We start from the raw sequence: 18,746 nt of genomic DNA on the forward strand, positions 1-18,746 counted from the left end.
TCCGACGAGAGGCTGAGCGTGAGCTCCGCAGGCGACGCGAACGGCGGCCTTCCCGCCCGCCCCAACTTCAGTAGCACCAGCGGTGGCGACGGCGTGGCGCGCGGCCCGGTCCCGCCGCCGCCCTCCATCCGCCCGACGACGTCGCGCACCTCCGCGCGCCCCGGCGCCTCCGCGTCGGGTCGCCCGGGCGCCGGTGGCCGGACGTCGTCGGGGGCGACCACGGGCGCTGCCGCGGGTGCTGCCCCAGGGAGCCGTGCCGCGGTGAAGCGCGGGAACCCGCGGACCGGATGGCGCCGCTTCGTCAACTACCCGCGGTACCACGTGACGAGCTTCCGCCGCTGGCTACCGTCGTGGCGGGTCGTCGTCGGGTCGATCCTCGCCGTCTTCGCGCTCGGGGTCGGCGTGGTCGTGGCCGCGTACGCGACGACGAAGGTCCCGACCGCGGGCGCGGCGTACACGAAGCTCCAGACGTCGACCGTCTACTACTCGGACGGGAAGACCGTCATCGGGAACCTGCGGTCCTCGACGGCCGGCGACGACGCGTACTCGACCCAGAACCGCAAGATCGTCGAGCTCGCCAATCTTCCGGCCTACGTCCCGCAGGCCGTCGTCGCCTCCGAGGACCGATCGTTCTACAAGAACTCCGGCGTCGACCCCAAGGGCATCGCGCGGTCCCTCGTGACGAACCTCAGCACGGGCTCGCGGGCCGGCGGCTCGACCATCACGCAGCAGTACGTCGAGCGCTACTTCCACCAGGGCTCGACCACCGACTACGTCGGGAAGTTCAAGGAAGCGCTCACGGCGATCAAGGTCTCGAAGGAGATCCCGAAGGACCAGATCCTCGAGGGGTACGTCAACACCATCTACTTCGGTCGCGGCGCGTACGGGATCGAGACCGCCGCGGAGGCCTACTTCGGCACCACGGCGAAGAAGCTCACGCCCTCGCAGTCCGCGCTCATCGCCGGACTCATCCCCGCGCCGTCGGTGTGGGACCCGGCGCTCGGTCCGAAGGCCAAGGCGATCGCCACGGACCGCTGGAAGCGCAACCTCGGCTTCATGCTCGACGACGGCTACATCACCCAGGCGGAGTATGACAAGGCCGTCAAGGCCGGGCTGCCGAAGACGAAGACGGTGAAGAAGTCGCAGTCCCTCTCGGGGCAGCGCGGGTACCTCATCGACATGGTGCGCGCCGAGCTCACGGCGTCCGGCATGACGGACGAGGAGATGGACACCAAGGGCATGAAGATCGTGACGACGGTCGACAAGTCCATGGAGGACGAGGCGGTCAAGCAGGTCAAGGCCACCCCGAAGGACGCGTCCAAGTACATGGGCACGGGGCTCGCGACCCTCGACCCGTCGGACGGGTCGATCCTCGCGATCTACGGCGGCACGGACTACCTGAAGAGCCAGTACAACGCGTCGGCCGCCGGGTTCTACGGCATGACGGGCGCCAAGGCGCAGGGCGGCTCGACCTTCAAGGCGTTCGCGCTCGCCGCGGCGCTCGAGGAGGGCTACTCGCTCGACCAGACCTTCGACGGGAGCAACAACCAGGTCATCCCGGGCTGGGGCTCGAAGCCCCTGGCCAACTTCGAGGGGGAGGGCTTCCCCAACGAGACCCTGCGCCAGGGCCTCTACGACTCGGTCAACACCGTGTTCGGCCATCTGAACTCGGAGATCGGGCCGACCAAGACGCAGGAGATGGCCCAGCGCCTCGGCATCAAGAACGTCGGGGACAACGCCGCGAACGTGCTCGGCACCGACTCGGTCTCCGCGCTGCAGATGGCGGAGGCGTACGCCGTCTTCGCGTCGGGTGGTCTCAAGACGACCGCGCACGTCATCAAGAAGGCGACCGATTTCGAGGGTGACGTCGTCTACCAGGGCCCGACCAAGCAGAAGCGGGTCCTCGGCGAGGAGGTCGCCAACGGCGTGGTCTCCGCGATGGAGGACGTCCCCGTCAAGGGCACCGCGAAGCGGCTGCCGGACACCTACCAGAACCCCGTCCAGTACGTGGGCCGGCCGATCGCCGGCAAGACCGGGTCGTCGAACGACAACAAGGCGGCCTGGTTCGTCGGGTACACACCCCAGCTCGTGACCGCGGTGAGCAACTGGCAGTCCTCCAAGGACGGCAAGAAGGAGGTGACCATCACCCCCTTCGGCGACTACCTGTGGAAGCAGTACGGGATGGGTGGCGGCACCTGGCCCATCGCCCTGTGGTCCTACTACATGAAGGACGTCACCGCCGACATGCCGGTCGAGCAGTTCCCCGAGTACGACCCGACCATGTCCACGTGGACCCCGACGGCGACGCAGACGCCCACGCAGACGCCGACCCAGACCCCCACGGACGAGCCCACGCAGGACCAGGGCACGCAGGTGCCCGGCGGGCTGGTCGGCCAGAACGTCGCGGCGGCCCGGATGCAGCTGCGCGCGGCCGGGCTCAAGGTCACCGCGACCAAGCAGTACTCCGACACCGCGCCCGTCGACACGGTCATCAGCGTCACGCCGGGCGAGGGCTCGACCGTGAACCCGGGCACGACGGTCATGCTCGTCGTCTCTCGTGGACCGGAGCCCAAGCAGACGGCGCAGGTCCCGGGCGGGCTCGTCGGGCAGTCGTCCGCCGCAGCGCAGGCGGCCGTGAGCTCGGCCGGCCTCGTCCCGCGGGTCCAGGAGGAGTGGAGCGACCAGCCCAAGGGCACGGTGATCCGTGTCCAGCCGGGCGAGGGCTCCACGGTGGACCAGGGCTCGACGGTGACGATCGTCGTGTCGAACGGCGCGGGCGCGGGCGGCGGCGACGGCGGGGGCAGCACCCCCACGTCGACGCCGACCGTCCCCGGCAACGGGAACGGGAACGGGAACGGCAACGGGAACGGCACCGGCAGCAACGGCGGCTGACCGGTGGAGGCGCCGCCGGATTTCCGATCTGGCGGCGCCCCCCGGTACCCTGGAGCGTTGCCGTGCGCCCACCACCCGGTGGGGGTGCGCCGGGCCGCCGGTCCGGCGTCGTGCACGGCAGACGCAGACCCTCCTGTCACGGAAGGACCGTGACCGTCAAGACCACAGGAGGTGGGTTCACACATGCGTCAGTACGAACTGATGATCATCCTCGACCCCGACGTCGAGGAGCGCACCGTTGCTCCGTCGCTCGACAAGTACCTCTCGGTCGTCACGACCGACGGCGGTTCTGTCGACAAGGTCGACATCTGGGGTCGTCGCCGGCTCTCCTACGAGATCCAGAAGAAGTCCGAGGGCATCTACGCCGTCGTCGACTTCACCGCGACGCCGGCCACCGCCAAGGAGCTCGACCGTCAGCTCGGCCTCAACGAGGTCGTCCTGCGGACGAAGGTCCTGCGCACCGACGCCAACTGAGTCCGGAACCGAGACCGACGAGCACTCACGCTCTCGCGCGGTGACGGCCGGGCGCACCACACCCTCGCGGATGTGGGCGACACCTGGCACCATCGCCGCAACGGGAACGACCGACCGAAGGAGCAGGCATGGCAGGCGAGACCATCATCACGGTGATCGGCAACCTCACGGGTGACCCCGAGCTGCGGTTCACGCCGTCGGGCGCCGCGGTCGCCAACTTCACCGTGGCGTCCACGCCGCGCACCTTCGACCGCCAGTCGAACGAGTGGAAGGACGGCGAGACGCTGTTCATGCGCTGCTCGATCTGGCGGGAGGCCGCGGAGAACATCGCGGAGTCCCTCACCAAGGGCACCCGCGTGATCGCCTCCGGCCGGCTGGTCCAGCGTTCCTACGAGACGCGTGAGGGCGAGAAGCGCACCGTCGTCGAGCTGCAGGTGGACGAGATCGGTCCGTCCCTGCGCTACGCCACGGCCAAGGTCACGCGCGCGCAGCGCAGTGGCGGCGGTGGTGGCGGCTTCGGCGGTGGCGGCCAGTCGTCCGGCGGTTTCGGATCCAGCTCCGGTGGGGCGCAGCAGGAAGACCCGTGGGCGACCGCGGGCCCTGCGTCGTCGAGCTCGTCGTTCTCGGACGAGCCGCCCTTCTAGTCCCACCGCACCCCCCATACGACAACCTCGGCCCCCGCGCCCGCCCCGTCCATCCGACGGCGGCCCGGCACGGACGGTCCGAGGAGTAAACGAAGGAGCAACACCATGGCGAAGCCTGTGGTGCGCAAGCCGAAGAAGAAGTCCAACCCGCTGAAGACCGCCAAGGTCGAGACCGTCGACTACAAGGACGTCGCTCTCCTCCGCAAGTTCATCTCGGACCGCGGCAAGATCCGCGCGCGCCGCGTGACCGGCGTCTCCGTGCAGGAGCAGCGCCAGATCGCCCGCGCCGTGAAGAACGCGCGCGAGATGGCGCTCCTGCCCTACACGTCGACCGCGCGCTGACGGCCGGACAGGGAAGGACAGAACCATGGCAAAGCTGATCCTCACGCACGAGGTCACCGGCCTCGGCGAGCCCGGCGACGTCGTCGACGTCAAGGACGGGTACGCCCGCAACTACCTGGTGCCCCGCGGTCTCGCGACCGCGTGGTCCAAGGGCGCCGAGTCGCAGGTCGCCGCGATCCGCAAGGCTCGCAAGGCCCGCGAGATCGCGTCGCTCGACGACGCCAAGGCGATCCGCGACTCGCTGCAGTCGAAGCCCGTCGTCGTCTCCGCGAAGTCCGGTCAGTCGGGCCGCCTGTTCGGCGCCGTGACCACGGCCGACATCGTGGACGCCGCGAAGGCCTCCGGCTTCCCGGCGTTCGACAAGCGCAAGGTCGAGATCGGGCAGCCGATCAAGTCCACGGGCACCTACACGGTGTCGGTCCGCCTGCACCCCGAGGTGTCGGCGACCGTCACGGTCACCGTGGTGGCCGCCTGAGCCTCGCGCTCGGACACCGCTGACGAGGCCCGACCCCACGACTCGCGTCGTGGGGTCGGGCCTTCGTCGTCCCCGGCGGCGCCAGGTCCGGGTCAGGCGCCGGTGCGCATCCAGCGCGTGCCGCGGGCACGCCAGCCCGTGGTCAGCGCCCGCGCCGCCATGAAGACCCCCGCGAAGGCGAGCCACAACCACGCGAGCCCGGCTGCGCCGTCGGGCGCCCAGGCGCGGACGGCGAGCGCGACCGGCACGTAGACGACGAACGTCGCGACTCCCGCCCAGGCGAGGTAGCGGCCGTCGCCGGCGCCGATGAGGACGCCGTCGAGCACGAACACCCACCCGGCCATCGGCAGGAGCAGCCCGCAGACCGCCATCCCCACCGCGACGGCCGCGCGCACGTCGGGGTCCTGCGTGAACAGCAGGGCGAACCACCAGCCGCCGGCAGCGATGACCACGCCGAGCAGCGCGCCCGCCCCGACGCCCCACTGCAGGGTGCGGCGCAGGATGCGGCGGGTCGTGGCGACGTCGCCCGCGCCGAGCCCGTGACCGACGAGGGCCTGCGCCGCGATGGCGAGGGCGTCGAGCGCGAAGGCGGCGAAGCCCCACACGGAGTTGACGACCTGGTACCCGGCCAGCGCGACCTCGCCGAGGGCGGTCGCGACGAAGACGGTCACGAGGATGGCCGCCCGCAGCGAGAGCGTGCGGACGAACAGGGGCAGCCCGTCGCGGGCGTTGGCCCAGATGCCGCCCGCGTGCGGGACGAGGGAGGCGTGCTCGCGCCGGGCGCCGCGGACCACCGCCGCGCACAGGACGGCGGCCATGCCGAGCTGGGCCGCCGCAGTCCCGATGCCCGAGCCGGCGATGCCGAGGCCGGCGCCGTAGACCAGCGCGACGTTGAGGCCGGCGTTGAAGACGGCGCCGCCGGACGCCACCCACAGCGGGGTGCGGGTGTCCTGGAGCCCGCGCAGCACCCCGGTCGACGCCAGCACGACCAGCATCCCGGGGAGGCCGCACGCGGACCAGCGCAGGTAGACGGCGGCGTAGTGCGCGACGTCGTCCGCGGCCCCGAGGGTGTGGGCCGCCCAGGGCGCCGCGAGGGCGAGGAGCGCGCCGAGCACGATCCCCAGGCCGACCGCGAGCCACAGCCCGTCGACGCCGGACTGGAGCGCCTGCCGTCGCTGGCCGGCGCCGAGGCGGCGCGCCACGGCCGCGGTGGTCGCGTAGGCGAGGAAGACGCACAGGCCGACCAGCGTGGTCAGCAGGGTCGAGGCGACCGAGAGCGCGGCGAGCTGGGCGGTGCCGAGGTGGCCGACGACAGCGCTGTCGACGAGGACGAAGAGCGGCTCGGCGACGAGCGCACCGAGCGCCGGGACGGCGAGGGCGAGGATCTGGCGGTCGAGCGTCCGGGGGGACTCGGGGCTCTCGGCGGCGCGCCTCGGCGTGTCGCGCGAGAGATTTCCGTCCACAGTTCCACAGGCTAGCGAACCGTTGCCGCGCGGCCGTTCCGGGAGCCTTGCCGCGAACGACACGCATGTTGTCCACAGCGTTGTCCACGACCTGTGCACAGCGCTCGGGCAACTGTCCCCAGCTTGTCCACAGCGGCGTCCACAGGTGCGTTTGTGCGTCGTCCGCGGTGCGCCTACTGTCGCGGAGGCTCCTGCGGCGGGACCGTGGACGCAGGACCTCCGGGTTCGTGTCGGGGGGCCGGAGTAGAACAGGTGTTCGTACCAGCGCAGGCCGTGAGGCACGGACGAGAGGGGACCCGGGCGGATGTCGATCGACGAGCTCGAGGCAGGTTACGACGCTCCGGAGGCGGCGCCCGGGGGAGGCTTCGACCGCACCCCCCCGCAGGACGTCGCGGCCGAGCAGTCGGTCCTGGGCTCGATGCTCATCTCGAAGGACGCCATCGCCGACGTCGTCGAGGAGATCCGCGGCACGGACTTCTACCGCCCCGCGAACGAGACGATCTACGACGCGATCCTCGACCTGTACGGGCGTGGCGAGCCGGCTGACGCGATCACCGTCGTTGCCGAGCTCACCAAGCGCGGCGAGCTCCAGCGGGTCGGCGGCGCCCCGTACCTGCACGACCTCATCGCGCGCGTACCGACCGCCGCGAACGCGGGGTACTACGCGCGGATCGTCCGCGAGCGGGCCGTGCTCCGCCGCCTGGTCCAGGCGGGGACGCGCATCGTGCAGCTCGGGTACGCGGCCGACGGCGGCGACGTCGACGACATCGTCAACAACGCCCAGGCCGAGGTCTACGCCGTCACTGAGCGGAGGGCGAGCGAGGACTACGTGCCGCTCTCGGAGATCCTCGGCCCGACCGTGGACGAGATCGAGGCGGCGGGGCACCGCGGCGAGGGCATGGTCGGCGTGCCGACCGGCTTCGCCGACCTCGACCGGCTCACCAACGGCCTCCACCCGGGGCAGATGATCGTCCTCGCCGCGCGCCCCGCGATCGGCAAGGCGCTCGCGCTCGACACGCCGCTGCCCACCCCGACGGGCTGGACCACGATGGGTGAGGTCCAGGTGGGGGACGAGCTCCTCGCCGCAGACGGTCGCCCGACGCGCGTCGTGCGGGCCACCGAGGTGCTCGTCGGGCGGCCGTGCTACCGGGTGACGTTCGACGACGGCACGCAGGTCGTCGCGGACGCGCTGCACGAGTGGTCGACGTCGACGCGGGACTCGCGGCGGGCGTCCGGCCTCGCGGGCACGGTGCGGACCACCGAGGAGCTCGCCGCGACCGTCCACGCGGACACGCCCGACCGCCGGGCGAACCATGCCGTCGTCACGTCGGCGCCCCTCGTCCTGCCGGACGTCGCGCTCGCCGCGCCGCCACGGGTCGTCGGCTCTGCGGTGGGCCGGGGTGAGCTCTCCCGGGTCCCCGTCGAGTACCTGCGTGCGAGCGAGCTGCAGCGCCGTGAGCTCCTCGCGGGCGTCGCCGACGACGCCGGCCACGTGCTGCGGTCGGGCGCGGTCAGCCTCGACCTCGCCACGGGCTCGGTGGCGGGCGACGTGCGGGAGCTCGTGGTCGGGCTGGGCTACCGGACGGAGCCCGTCGCGGACACGGGCGCCGCGAGCGTGGTGTTCGAGGCCGACGACGACGTGTTCGCGCGCGACGACCTGCGGATCCTGCACAAGGAGCTGCGCCCGTCGCGGCGGTTCGCGGCGCGGCTCGTGGTCGCGGTCGAGGCCATCGGCTCGGTGCCGGTGCGGTGCGTCGAGATCGACGACCCCGACCACCTGTACCTCGCGACGCGGGCCATGGTGCCGACGCACAACTCGACGCTCGGCATCGACATCGTGCGGTCGGCCGCGATCAAGCACAACCAGGCCGCCGTCGTGTTCTCGCTCGAGATGAGCCGCAACGAGATCACCATGCGCCTGCTCGCCGCCGAGGCGCGGATCCACCTACAGAAGCTCCGCAACGGTCAGCTCGGCGACGAGGACTGGCAGAAGCTTGCCGCCACGATGGGCAAGATCTCCGAGGCGCCGCTGTTCATCGACGACTCGCCGAACATGACGCTCACCGAGATCCGCGCCAAGTGCCGGCGGCTCAAGCAGCGGAACAACCTCAAGCTCGTGGTCATCGACTACCTGCAGCTCATGACGTCCGGCAAGCGCGTCGAGTCCCGGCAGCAGGAGGTGTCCGAGTTCTCGCGTGCCCTCAAGCTCCTCGCCAAGGAGCTCGAGGTGCCGGTCATCGCGATCTCGCAGCTCAACCGTGGCGCCGAGCAACGGCAGGACAAGAAGCCTGCCATGTCCGACCTTCGTGAGTCGGGCTGCCTCACCGAGGATACGAGGATCCTGCGAGCCGACACGGGTGCCGAGACCACGATGGGCGAGCTGTTCGCGCTCGGTGCCCGCGACGTGCCCGTGTGGGCGCTCAACGACCGGCTCCAGTACGTCCGCCGGCACCTCACGCACGTGTTCCCGACGGGCGTGAAGCCGGTGTTCCGAGTGCGGCTCGCGTCCGGCAAGGAGGTCGAGGCCACCGCGAACCACCCGTTCCTCACCTACGGCGGCTGGACCGCGCTGGGCGAGCTCGAGGTGGGATCGCGCGTGGGGGTGCCGCGCCACGTGCCGGGTCCTGAGCGGCGTGCCGAGTGGGACGACCGCAAGGTCATCATGCTCGCGCATCTGCTGGGCGACGGGTCGTTCGTCAAGCGCCAGCCGCTCCGGTACGCGTCGATCGACGAGAAGAACCTCGCCATCGTCACCGAGGCTGCCGCGGCGTTCGGGATCACGCCGATCCGCGACGAGTATGCGGCCGCGCGCGTGACGACGCTTCGCCTCCCGGCGCCGTACCGGCTGGCGCGCGGTCGGCGTAACCCGATCGCCGAGTGGCTCGATGATCTCGGACTGTTCGGGCTGCGGAGTCACGAGAAGTTCGTGCCCGAGGGCGTCTTCCATCTACCCAAGGAGCAGATCGCTCTCTTCCTTCGTCACATCTGGGCGACCGACGGGTCGGTGACCGTCAACGCCAACGGCCGGAGTGGGCGGATCTACTACGCGTCGACCTCGCGTCGACTCGTCGACGACCTGTCCCGACTCCTGCTCCGGTTCGGGATCTCGACCCGGCTCCGCACCGCGACCCCGAAAGCGAGCTACCGGCCCGGCTACACCCTCGACGTGTCAGGGATCGACGACCAACGCCGGTTCCTTCAGGAGATCAGCGTGCACGGGGAGCGCGGCGGGTCAGCTGCGCGCCTGCTCGAGATCATCCGCGACAAGCAGGCGAACACGAACGTCGACACCGTGCCCCGTCAGGTGTGGGAGGACGTCAAGGACCTGCTCGTCGAGCGCGGCATGACGCATCGCGAGTTCGCCGCAGCGATCGGCACGCAGTTCTGCGGCAGCACGCTGTGGAAGCACGCGCCCTCGCGGCAGCGTCTCGGCCGGATCGCCGCGGTCCTCGAGTCCGAGGAGCTCGAGATTATGGCCGTCAACGACCTGCTGTGGGACGAGGTCGTCGCCATCGAGCCGATGGGGGAGAAGCAGGTCTTCGACGCGACGGTCGTCGGAACGCACAACTTCGTCGCCAACGGGATCGCTCTCCACAACAGCATCGAGCAGGACGCGGACATGGTGATCCTCCTCCACCGCGAGGACGCGTACGAGCGCGAGTCCCCGCGCGCGGGGGAGGCCGACCTCATCGTCGCGAAGCACCGTAACGGTCCCACCGACGTGATCACCGTCGCATTCCAGGGCCACTACTCGCGGTTCGTCGACATGCAGATGTGACCGCAATTGGATCCGATCTTGCGACGGGTGTCGATGTGCACGCTACCTTGTTCAATCTCACATGTGGTTTAAATACCTGAACCGAACAAGACGCGGGCGGCCCCTCGCGTGAAGCCCTCACCATGAGGAACAAGCGCCTTAGGTGGCGCGAGGTGTCGGACCGTTCCGTCGCAACGGGGTGCCACTATGGGTCCACTGTCGTTGCCCCTGTCGCGCTGACTGCGTTCTTCTTGCACGCCGCGATCGGCCCAGTCAGGGCGCGAGTAGGTCGTTGCACCGTGGTTGCCGCGGCGAGGAGCAGGTCGCGTGCGTGAGGCGGCCTACGTCGACGGGAAGGGGGACCGCACGCCGAACGACTGCTCGGCGCCATAGACCTCGAGACGCTCCTGCTCGGTGAATCCCAGTCGCAAGGCGAGACCTACCGAGGGCTCTTGGCGATCTGGGTGGCGAAGCACCGCCGGCTCGCCCGGAAGGGCATCGTCGAGCCAACCGAGTGCCGCCCTGCAGGCTTCCGCAGCGTACCCGTCTCCCCACACCTCCGGTAGGAACAGATGGACCACGAAGCCGCCCGGACGCTGCCGGTCGGCGGACTGGTGTCGCGTGGACACTGGCTACGGAGAGGGCGCCGAGAACTCCGGAAAGACCGCGCGCTGGATGGGGCTGCCGTGCGCGTACCAGGTGAACTCGTCCCAACCTGCGTTGGCATCTGAGTAGCACCACGCCTGCAACGAGTCTGAAGCCGAGTCGAAGGTGCATACGGCGACACCTCGGAGCGCGAGTTTCTGGTGGGCAGACTCGGGGTAGAAGGTTGCGTTCACCGCGCCCGCGGTCTGTGTGGATGGGTAGGCCCAGCCGTCGTGAACCGCCGGGGGAAGGTCATAATTGAACTTGGCTACGAGTTCCGAGAGGTAGTAGTCCGAGCCGTTGGCGTCGCGCGCAGGTCGCAGGAACTGCCGAGCAAAGAACTCTGAAATGAGGCGACTGCTCTCGTCCATGTGCAGGTCCGCCGCGTCCGGGGCTGCTTGTAGGCCTACGCCGGTCAGCGACAAGTCCTCGGTTGCCTCGAACTTCATCAGACTGAACCGTGCACCGTCGTTAGCACGGATCTCTCGAGGCGCCGCCATCGGGCTCCCGATGCAGGTGTAGAGGAGCGACTCGCTCGGCTTGTTGAGCCGGCCAGCAGCCCTGATGAACTGAGCGGGCGGCTCCCACGCGTCCGCAACGTGGTGCATCCCCTTGAGTGGAAGCGTGTGGTCGTCAGGTGCGAGAGCGCGCGCCCTCCACAGGATCGTTCCGGCGGGCGGCCGAAGGGTCAGGATCGGTAGCGACACGTGATAGGGGTCGCCCGGCCGCACGGAGGATGTCGCTACCACCCACATCAGTTCTGCATAGAGCTCGTCTGGTGAGAGCGTCGTGACCTCGAGTGCCTCGAACCCACGGGCGCGCACTTCGAAGACCTGCTTGTCGAACGACATCCACTCATAGTCGTGCATGGCCCCACGACGTCGTGGACGACACGACACCGTCATAGTGAAGAGTCGCACGTGTCCGAGTCACCGTCGACGTACCCTTAGGCTCCGATGCGCGCGGTCACACCTCCGGGGACGCCGTCGCCGACGGGATGTCGCAACGAGAGCATCCGTCCGCGTGGTTGTCCCGGCAGACGTACCCGATGGCACCGTCCACGCACCATTCTGCAGCGTCGTCGGATAGCAGGTCTGGCCCAGCGAGCAGCAGCCGACGCAGCTCGGCGGTGTCCGCGATGTCGGCCGGACGGTTGGTGAACCACTCGTCGAACCAAGGCTTGTCCCGGTGCACGCGCCAGTGGACGTGCTCGCGGTCGTCCGCTGCAGCCACGAACCGATCGACGATGCGTGCCCAGGCTGGTGCGCCGAACCAGCCGTTGTCGAGCGCGCAGAGGTACTCGATCACGGTTCGCAGGCCGAACTCGTGCTCGTGGAGGCGGCACGCGCGGCCCCAGGCGATTGCGTCCTGTGCCATTTCCGCGAGGTCTTCGCGTGGATCGTCCTCGTGCGCCGGGTCGTCGGGGTTGTGGCAGGCCGACCCGAGTTCGAGCACGGACTGTCCGGTCGGCAGGCCCCGCGACGGATTGACGATCGCGAGACCAACTGCGACCCAGTCGATGTGGTCGAACGACAGCATCGAGCGCACAAGCCGGGTCGTGGCCGCGTTTATCCGCATCATCGTGCCGTCGGGCAGCGGGCTCCTTCCGGCGTGCCAATCCTCGACGGGCGTGTTGCGCCACAAGTCAAGGGTGATGCGGGTGGCTGCGAGCCACAGCAGTGCGTCGTCGTCGAGGTGCTCGAACCGGCGGGCGCACTCCTGGGCGCCGTACTGGATCAACTCTCGCTGGTTCGGTCGCGGGTAGCCGTCGGACCCTTCAGTTTCCGTGTAGTCGTAGTCGGTGGCGTACTCGTCGAGGATCTTGCTCAACTCGGCGGGGCTGTCGGCCTCGTCGTACTCGAAGCCGTCGGGACCGGTGACGGTGAAGACGTCGTGGTCCCACGTGACGTGTACGTCGTCCCAGAGGACGACGTGGTCGCACCGGTCGATGGCCCCGTCCGCCACGATCGGCCTGATCGTAATCGGTGCGGTTCTCCCATCGGTCCGCTCGTCGTCCCGCCTGGCCGCCCACGCGGTGATGACGCCGAGGGGCTTTGGGACGAAGGGGCCGACCTCCGTGACGCTGAACGGGGAGTCATTCTCATCGGTGTCGAACCGGCTGTTGATGAAGGCGACCGCTTTTGCAGGCGTGCTGACGATGGTCTCGTCACCACTGTCGTTGTCGACGACTCGCCACAACGCGCTGTTCTTCACGACGATCTCCGATCGCGGCGGGCACACCTAGGACTGGCAGGACGCACCGAGTCACTCGGCGCTGACTCCAATGATGGGGTGACCGGCCCGTCTGTGGGACACGCAGGCGTCTGTCGGTGATGGGGACGATCCGCTTCTTCAGCTCCCGGGTCTCCGTTGCGTCGGACGCGGTCTGACCGGGGCGGCTGCAATCCTCGACATCGGCTTTACGGAGCCAGTTCTGGAGCGTTGCTTCACCGATCCCGAAGTCCGTCGCGATCTGCTTGATGGTGACGCCGCCCTCGCGGCTGCGAGCAATCGCGGCAACATCCTCACGGATCTCCTTGGGGTATGGACCGGCCATGCTGACATCCTCCCCATCAGCGCATCCGGGCACTAACGATCAGCTGTCACTGATACGTTCCTCACGCCCCTGCGAAGCTCAGCGCACGTCACCGAGCAGGACGTCCAGCAGCGCCTCCTCGTGCACCGCCACGCCGTGCTGGCTCATGAGCAACGTCAGCTGTGGGTCCCACGGCGTTGCGACGGGTGACTCGGTGAGCAGCTGCCCTCCAGCACGTGGCAGCGCAGCCGCGTAGTCGCGCGCGTACATCCGCCATGGGCGTGCCCCTGCGGCGATAACCCGGCCCGCGATCGCGACACCTGCCCAGTCGAAGTCGCCGTGGTAGGCGATCTGCCCGCCGTCGGCCAGGACCTGTCGAATGAACATCCAGCCCGCTGACGCCGGATTCCCGGCAGTGCACACCACGATGTTACGCGCACGCTCGCGGGCCATTGCTTGCAGCACCTGCGGGTTCTCGCACACCCACACCTGGGCGCCAGACTCAACCACAGCGCCGGCGATCTCGAGCTCGGACACGGTCAGGTGCGTCACCAAACCCATTTCGGTGCGCTCGCTCATCATGTGAGCCCAGCGAGTTCCGCCGGGCGGCCGGAGACCCCAGACCAGAACGGTGCCGGACACCTGGTCAACGCTGACTTCCATCAGTGACCACAGGTCGCGTCGCTGGCTCGCGGTGGCGGGGATCGGGACGGCGTACGCGGCCGCTGCCGCACGGAGAACGATCGCGGCTGTCAGCGTGGCGTCCAGGCCGTGAGCGGTGCCTGTCGCCGCCGCGGCGATCTCCCCGAGTTCACCGCCACCGCGTCCGTCACCGTCACGCAGGCGCACGAGCTGCCAGACGCGTCCGGCGTTCGCGACCGCAGCGCCGGCTGCTTCCACCCCGGCGCGGGTGAGCAGACCGGTGCGGCGCAGATCGGCGACAAACGAGCCCGCCCAGTCGGCGTCACCAAGGCCCGCGTCTTGGAGGGCCTCGTCAAGCTCGCTCCACACCCGACCCCACCCGGCGGCCGTCTGTGCCTTCGCGGCACCGCGGTCGACCAGTGTGCGGCCCGTGACGGCCTCGATTACGCCGACGACACCTCGACGTGCGGCGCCAGCCCGCAGTGCACTGTCCAGTGCGGCGACGTCGACGCGGACTCGCCCGGGCCGCACGAGGGTGTGGAGGATCTGACCGAGGCGTTCGGCGCCGTCGTCGTCGAGGTCGACGTTCACGACACCGGTCGCAACGAGCCCGCGGCGTTGCAGGTGCGTACCCACGCGTTCCCACACCGGGGTGAGGCCGGGCGAGGCCAGGAACTGCAGCACGCCCTTGCTGGTCGCGGTCATGGCGCACCGGCGCCGGCACGCACGGGCTGCAGGTGGCGGGTGTGGCCGTCCCAGTGCACGTGCGTGGTGATTGCGGGCCCGTTGTTGCGGCGCACCTCGTACACGTCAAGGGCGGGCACCTGTGCGACTGTGCCCCACAGGCCGTGCCCGGTCATCGCGAAGTCCAGGTCGAGGCTGACGAGCAGCCCGAGGAACTGGGCGACAACGACGTTGTCGATCTTCGCGAACGCATCGTCGAGCAGCACGAGCCGCAGCGCTAGACCAGTGTCCGGCAGCCCGGTCAGGAACGCGTCCATCGCGGCGAACAGCGTCGCGTACGACACGAACCGGGTCTCGCCCTGCGACAGCTTCGAGCGCGGCGTGATCGGGCGGCGCTCACGGGCGCCGGGTCCCAGGATGAACACCGACATCCTGTGCCACACGCGGTAGTCGAGCGCGGCCTGCAGGTGCGCGGTGTACCCGGCGGACGGGTCGAGGTCGGCGGCCCGGTCGACGAGCGTCTTGATGAGGGTGACCAGGCGGTCGTCGTCCGCTTCGCTACGGGTGTCGTAGCTGCCCATGGCGAGCTCGGCGAGCTCGCGGATCTCGTGGGCGGTGTCCTCCGGCATCGCCCACGCAACCGATAGGCGGATTCCCTGCCCGGTACGGATGTGCTGCAGCGAGGTGTTCATGTCCTGCACGAGCGCTAGAGCCTGACGCAGGCGGACTCCGAGCTCGCCAGCGACGCCCTGCAGAACGAACGTCGTGAACACGCGCCGCTCCTGGTCGTTGAGGGCGGCCTGTCCGTCCAGGAGCGCAGCGTGCAGGGTGGCGTGCGCGGCCGTAGCCGACCATGACCCGGTGACGTCGGTGAGGGTCACGATCCGTATGTCGTGCTCGAGGTCCCACGTCACGTCGAACACCCCGGCCAGGCGAGTGGCCATCGTCTGGATCGCGGCGTCGATCTGCCGGGGGCTGACCGACCCGGCCGGCAGCACCGCCAGCGCGCCCCGGCAGGCGCGTGTCACGTCCGCGGGCCTGTCGTTGACGGCGGGCAAAGGGACGTCAGCGTCGCCAACGGCCGCGGGCTGCACACCACGCAGCTGTGCCTGGGCGTGCAGATGCGCGATCTTCTCGTTCATCACCCCGGTAAGCCGCTCGGCGTCCCGTCCGGTCTCGCGGACGAGGGCGAGCGCCTCGGCTGCCGCGCCGATCAGGACGTCCTGCAAGCGTGTGCGCAGCGCCTTCTGCTTCGCCTCCGCGGTCTGGAGGGCGCCCTCGGCAGCGCGCAGCTCGGCCATGACGGCTTCTCGGTCGACTCCGACCGTCTGCTGCAGCGTGGTGAGTTCTGCGTGAGCCTGCACCCAGCGGGCGTGCAGCGTGCGCGCCTCGCCCAGCTCGCGGTCCAGGTCGCTGGTCGCCTGTGCGGCGCCGGCCGTGCGTCGCTCGTGTTCGGCGATCGCGGCCGCGATCGCGTCCATGAGCTCTGCCAGCGCGTCGCACCCGTCGACTGCCGTGGTGCACGTCGTGACGAGCGTGCGGAGCCCGTTGACGTCCGGGTCGAGGTCCTGGTGTGCGCACGCACTGGTGTGCTCGAGGTGCTCGAGCGTCCAGGCGGCGCGGGCCTCTTCGACGACACGGGCGGCGTCGCGCGCCTTGGTCTCGAGCTTGGCGGCGGTCTGCTGCAGCGTGCGGGCTGAGGACCGCAGCCGGATGACGGCGTCCCCGGTCGGTGCTGTGCGCAGGTGGTTACGCACCCGGTCGGCGGTTTCCTGTAGGGCCTGCAGCGCCCGCGCGCGGTCGTCACGTGCCGTGTCGAGCGCGTCGAGCTCTGCGGCGATCTGCGCCCGTCGGGCAACTCGTGCTGCGGCGCGCGCGGCCGCGCCGACGTGTACGGCGGCGGGACGAGTGTGTACGCCACGTAGGTGCCCGTTGCGCCAAGCACCGGTCTGGGTGACGGCCACGGGTTGCTCCAGGTCGTTCCATCCGACGCGCTCCAGGACCGCTCGCGTGACGTCGTGGTCGAGTTCGCTCGCGGGGTCGGGGCGCAGTACCGCGGTCAGGTTGCGCGCCGCGAGCGGCCCGGTCGCGTCGACGAGGACCTGGCCGTCGCTGATGTCGCGCGCGCCGCGTGCGCTCAGGGATGCGGTCAGCAGGCCGCTGGCCAGCAGTGCCGCTTCGATGCCGGCCTGCACATGATCGGGGACGTCGTCGGTGAACTCCACGGCCTGCCACAGCGGGATACCGTCGGGGACGTCAGCGGTGTGCCCTGGGGCGGCGGGTGGTGCGGGGTCTTGCGCGCGCTCCAGGCGCCGGTCCTCGTCCTGCAAGGCCGTGCGCAGCTCGTCGTCCTGGCGTTGTTGACGGCGCAGCTCGCTGGCCTGCTCGCGGAGTGTCTCCAGCGGCTCGCGTGCCAGGTCGGCAGGCACCTCGCGCAGGCCGGCGACGTCTCCGTCGTCGTCGCGGTCCCCGGTCAGCGCCTGGGAGTCCGTCAGCACGTCGGCCAGCATTTGCGGCCACTGGACTGGTCGCAGGAGCTCGGTGGTGGTGTCGTCCTGAGCCCACGCGGCCCACGCCTGAGCGAGCGAGACGGCGGCCGCGTCCCGTTCGTCGCTCCTATCCTCGGCGCGCTGTGCCGCCTCGGCTGCGTCAGTGCGCCGCCGCTCGACCGCATCTTCCTGCCGAATGAGCTGCTCAAGGCGTTCGTTCAGGTCGTGGGCGATGCTGGCCCGGTGCTGCGCGATGTCACGACGGGTGCGCGCTGCGGTACGGGCGTGCTGTGTGGCCGCGACGACCGCGTCGAGATCTGCTGGCTGTACGTGCAGGACGTCCGGGCCGGGCACCGTGTGCTGCTGCGCGTCTACGGTGGCGTCCCGGCACCAGGTCTCGTGCCGGACGACAGCCGCGGTGCGGGTCACGTTCCAGGTGAGGGCGAGGTGGTGAGGCAGGTGCGCGTCGATCATCGCGTCCGCGACCTGGCGCGCCTTGGCGCCGGCGCGACCGACGGCGGCCGCGACCGCTGCAGCCTGCTGGTCGGCGGATCCCACCTCGCGCTCGAGCACGCCGGCCGTGGTGCGCACCGTGCGCCAGCCCTGGTCCGCGGAGCTCTTGATGGCCTTGGCCGCTTCTTCCTGGGCGGCGAGATCCTCGACCTTCGCGTACCGGTCCGAGCGGCGGATCGCGGCGACCGTCGCACCGAGCCGGGTGACGTCCTCCTCCAGTCGTTCGAGGTCGACCTGCGCGCGCTCCTTCTCCACGCGTGCCTGCTCCTCGAGGTCGACCGCCGCCTTCGCCTCACCGTTCGCTGTGCCGGCCGCGGCCGAGGCCTCGACGACGTCGGCGACGGTGGCGCGCAACGTGGCCGAGGCGTACCGGGAGTACACGTCGAGGAACTCCTGGACGCTGTCGCGGCTTCCAGCAAGCCGTGATTGCGCCTCGCGGGTCTCGCGCAGCGCGTCGAGCTTGCTGCCGGCGTCCGCGAGGGTGGTCTCCGACAGCGGTGGCATCGCCTCGGCGAGGATCTTGGTCAGGTTTCCGTCGTCGATCTTGTTCCCGACGTCCGGGGCCCGCAGCGTGTGCAGCAGCTGTATGAGGCCTGTGAACCGCTGTAGGCCGTTGTCGCCGTGCAGCCCGAACACCTCGACGCGGACCCGGTCGCGGTGCGTGGCCGGGCTGTCGGTGATGCGGTCGGCACCGATGAGTTCGGTGAGCTGGGCGCGCGGCAGGGGCTCGCGACCGGGGCCGAGCAGCGCGAGGTCATGACCGACGCGCAGCGGCGTGGTGAAGTACCACGCGTCGGCCTTGGCGGTGGCGTGCGAGAACCGCACGAGGGCCCCGAGCGTCAGGTACTGCGGGCCGTCGTCCGTGAGGCGTTCGAGCTCGAGCCACAGGTACCCGAGCCGGTTGCCTTCACCGTTGCCGCCGGCGCGCATGAGTTCCTCGAGGCGGACCTTGCCCTGCCCGGTGGCGTCCATGCGGCGTCGGTCGGCGTCCAGCAGGAACGGAAGGAGGAGCTCCAGGGCGCGCGACTTGCCGGCGCCGTTCGTGCCGCGCCAGATGCACCGGCCGCCGGAGAACTCGAACGTGGCGTCGTAATAGAACCACACGTTCACGATCCCGGCGCGGTGCAGCTGCCAACGTCCCGGGTGGGTCTTGGCGGTCATCGGCTCGAATGTGAGGTCGTTGGCCACAG

13 protein-coding genes are annotated in these 18,746 nt (G+C 70.1%); 6 read left to right on the forward strand and 7 right to left on the reverse strand.

Going from position 1 to position 18,746, the window contains the following annotated elements; all coding sequences use genetic code 11:
- Nucleotides 1-18: 18 nt before the first annotated feature.
- The 5 genes from ACLQ14_RS01005 to rplI all read left to right on the forward strand — a co-directional run bounded on the left by ACLQ14_RS01005 (nucleotide 19) and on the right by rplI (nucleotide 4,827).
- Complete coding sequence (locus tag ACLQ14_RS01005) at nucleotides 19-2,892, forward strand: transglycosylase domain-containing protein (protein ID WP_425808947.1); 2,874 nt, start codon at nucleotides 19-21, stop codon at nucleotides 2,890-2,892.
- A gap of 183 nt (nucleotides 2,893-3,075) precedes the next feature.
- Nucleotides 3,076-3,366: a 30S ribosomal protein S6 gene (rpsF, locus tag ACLQ14_RS01010; protein ID WP_425808949.1), complete on the forward strand. Its 291-nt coding sequence runs from the start codon at nucleotides 3,076-3,078 to the stop codon at nucleotides 3,364-3,366.
- 128 nt (nucleotides 3,367-3,494) lie between these two features.
- The gene (locus tag ACLQ14_RS01015) at nucleotides 3,495-4,010 is read left to right on the forward strand and encodes a single-stranded DNA-binding protein (protein ID WP_425808951.1); all 516 of its coding nucleotides are present in this window, start codon (nucleotides 3,495-3,497) and stop codon (nucleotides 4,008-4,010) included.
- Nucleotides 4,011-4,115: 105 nt separating this feature from the next.
- Nucleotides 4,116-4,352 carry a 30S ribosomal protein S18 gene (gene rpsR, locus ACLQ14_RS01020; protein ID WP_284292650.1) on the forward strand — a complete coding sequence of 79 codons (237 nt, stop codon included), beginning with the start codon at nucleotides 4,116-4,118 and terminating at the stop codon, nucleotides 4,350-4,352.
- Between the two features lie 25 nt (nucleotides 4,353-4,377).
- Complete coding sequence (rplI, locus tag ACLQ14_RS01025; protein ID WP_425808954.1) at nucleotides 4,378-4,827, forward strand: 50S ribosomal protein L9; 450 nt, start codon at nucleotides 4,378-4,380, stop codon at nucleotides 4,825-4,827.
- Nucleotides 4,828-4,919: 92 nt separating this feature from the next.
- Here rplI and ACLQ14_RS01030 read toward each other — a convergent pair whose 3' ends face one another.
- Nucleotides 4,920-6,290, reverse strand: coding sequence for an MATE family efflux transporter (locus ACLQ14_RS01030; protein WP_425808956.1), 1,371 nt, complete (start codon nucleotides 6,288-6,290; stop codon nucleotides 4,920-4,922).
- Between the two features lie 304 nt (nucleotides 6,291-6,594).
- Between ACLQ14_RS01030 and ACLQ14_RS01035 the strand changes: the two genes are divergently transcribed.
- On the forward strand, nucleotides 6,595-10,068 hold the full coding sequence (locus ACLQ14_RS01035; RefSeq protein WP_425808958.1) for a replicative DNA helicase: 3,474 nt from the start codon (nucleotides 6,595-6,597) through the stop codon (nucleotides 10,066-10,068).
- A 320-nt stretch (nucleotides 10,069-10,388) separates the two neighbouring features.
- Here ACLQ14_RS01035 and ACLQ14_RS01040 read toward each other — a convergent pair whose 3' ends face one another.
- From ACLQ14_RS01040 to ACLQ14_RS01065, 6 genes are all read right to left on the reverse strand, one after another.
- Nucleotides 10,389-10,676, reverse strand: coding sequence for a GNAT family N-acetyltransferase (locus ACLQ14_RS01040; protein ID WP_425808960.1), 288 nt, complete (start codon nucleotides 10,674-10,676; stop codon nucleotides 10,389-10,391).
- A gap of 3 nt (nucleotides 10,677-10,679) precedes the next feature.
- The gene (locus tag ACLQ14_RS01045; RefSeq protein WP_425808962.1) at nucleotides 10,680-11,543 is read right to left on the reverse strand and encodes a hypothetical protein; all 864 of its coding nucleotides are present in this window, start codon (nucleotides 11,541-11,543) and stop codon (nucleotides 10,680-10,682) included.
- Between the two features lie 115 nt (nucleotides 11,544-11,658).
- Entirely contained in the window at nucleotides 11,659-12,906 is a 1,248-nt protein-coding gene (locus tag ACLQ14_RS01050; RefSeq protein ID WP_425808964.1) for a hypothetical protein, read from the reverse strand.
- Nucleotides 12,860-13,249 (reverse strand): transposase, encoded by a 390-nt coding sequence (locus ACLQ14_RS01055; RefSeq protein ID WP_425808966.1) that lies wholly within the window; start codon nucleotides 13,247-13,249, stop codon nucleotides 12,860-12,862. The genes ACLQ14_RS01050 and ACLQ14_RS01055 overlap by 47 nt, the downstream gene beginning before the upstream one ends.
- A gap of 78 nt (nucleotides 13,250-13,327) precedes the next feature.
- Nucleotides 13,328-14,575, reverse strand: a complete 1,248-nt coding sequence (locus tag ACLQ14_RS01060) for a TIGR02679 family protein (protein WP_425808968.1) — start codon at nucleotides 14,573-14,575, stop codon at nucleotides 13,328-13,330.
- Nucleotides 14,572-18,717, reverse strand: coding sequence for a TIGR02680 family protein (locus tag ACLQ14_RS01065; protein ID WP_425808970.1), 4,146 nt, complete (start codon nucleotides 18,715-18,717; stop codon nucleotides 14,572-14,574). Before ACLQ14_RS01065 ends, ACLQ14_RS01060 begins: the two co-directional genes overlap by 4 nt.
- Nucleotides 18,718-18,746: the final 29 nt, after the last annotated feature.

This window comes from Luteimicrobium sp. DT211, assembly GCF_049844995.1.
Taxonomy (GTDB): Bacteria; Actinomycetota; Actinomycetes; order Actinomycetales; family Cellulomonadaceae; genus Luteimicrobium.

Bases quoted from the DNA above. Each gene is read 5' to 3' on its own strand.
- rpsF (WP_425808949.1), top strand. From the start codon at position 3,076: ATGCGTCAGTACGAACTGATGATCATCCTCGACCCCGACGTCGAGGAG.
- ACLQ14_RS01015 (WP_425808951.1), top strand. From the start codon at position 3,495: ATGGCAGGCGAGACCATCATCACGGTGATCGGCAACCTCACGGGTGAC.
- rpsR (WP_284292650.1), top strand. From the start codon at position 4,116: ATGGCGAAGCCTGTGGTGCGCAAGCCGAAGAAGAAGTCCAACCCGCTG.
- rplI (WP_425808954.1), top strand. From the start codon at position 4,378: ATGGCAAAGCTGATCCTCACGCACGAGGTCACCGGCCTCGGCGAGCCC.
- ACLQ14_RS01035 (WP_425808958.1), top strand. From the start codon at position 6,595: ATGTCGATCGACGAGCTCGAGGCAGGTTACGACGCTCCGGAGGCGGCG.
- ACLQ14_RS01045 (WP_425808962.1), bottom strand. From the start codon at position 11,543: ATGTCGTTCGACAAGCAGGTCTTCGAAGTGCGCGCCCGTGGGTTCGAG.
- ACLQ14_RS01055 (WP_425808966.1), bottom strand. From the start codon at position 13,249: ATGGCCGGTCCATACCCCAAGGAGATCCGTGAGGATGTTGCCGCGATT.
- ACLQ14_RS01060 (WP_425808968.1), bottom strand. From the start codon at position 14,575: ATGACCGCGACCAGCAAGGGCGTGCTGCAGTTCCTGGCCTCGCCCGGC.
- ACLQ14_RS01065 (WP_425808970.1), bottom strand. From the start codon at position 18,717: ATGACCGCCAAGACCCACCCGGGACGTTGGCAGCTGCACCGCGCCGGG.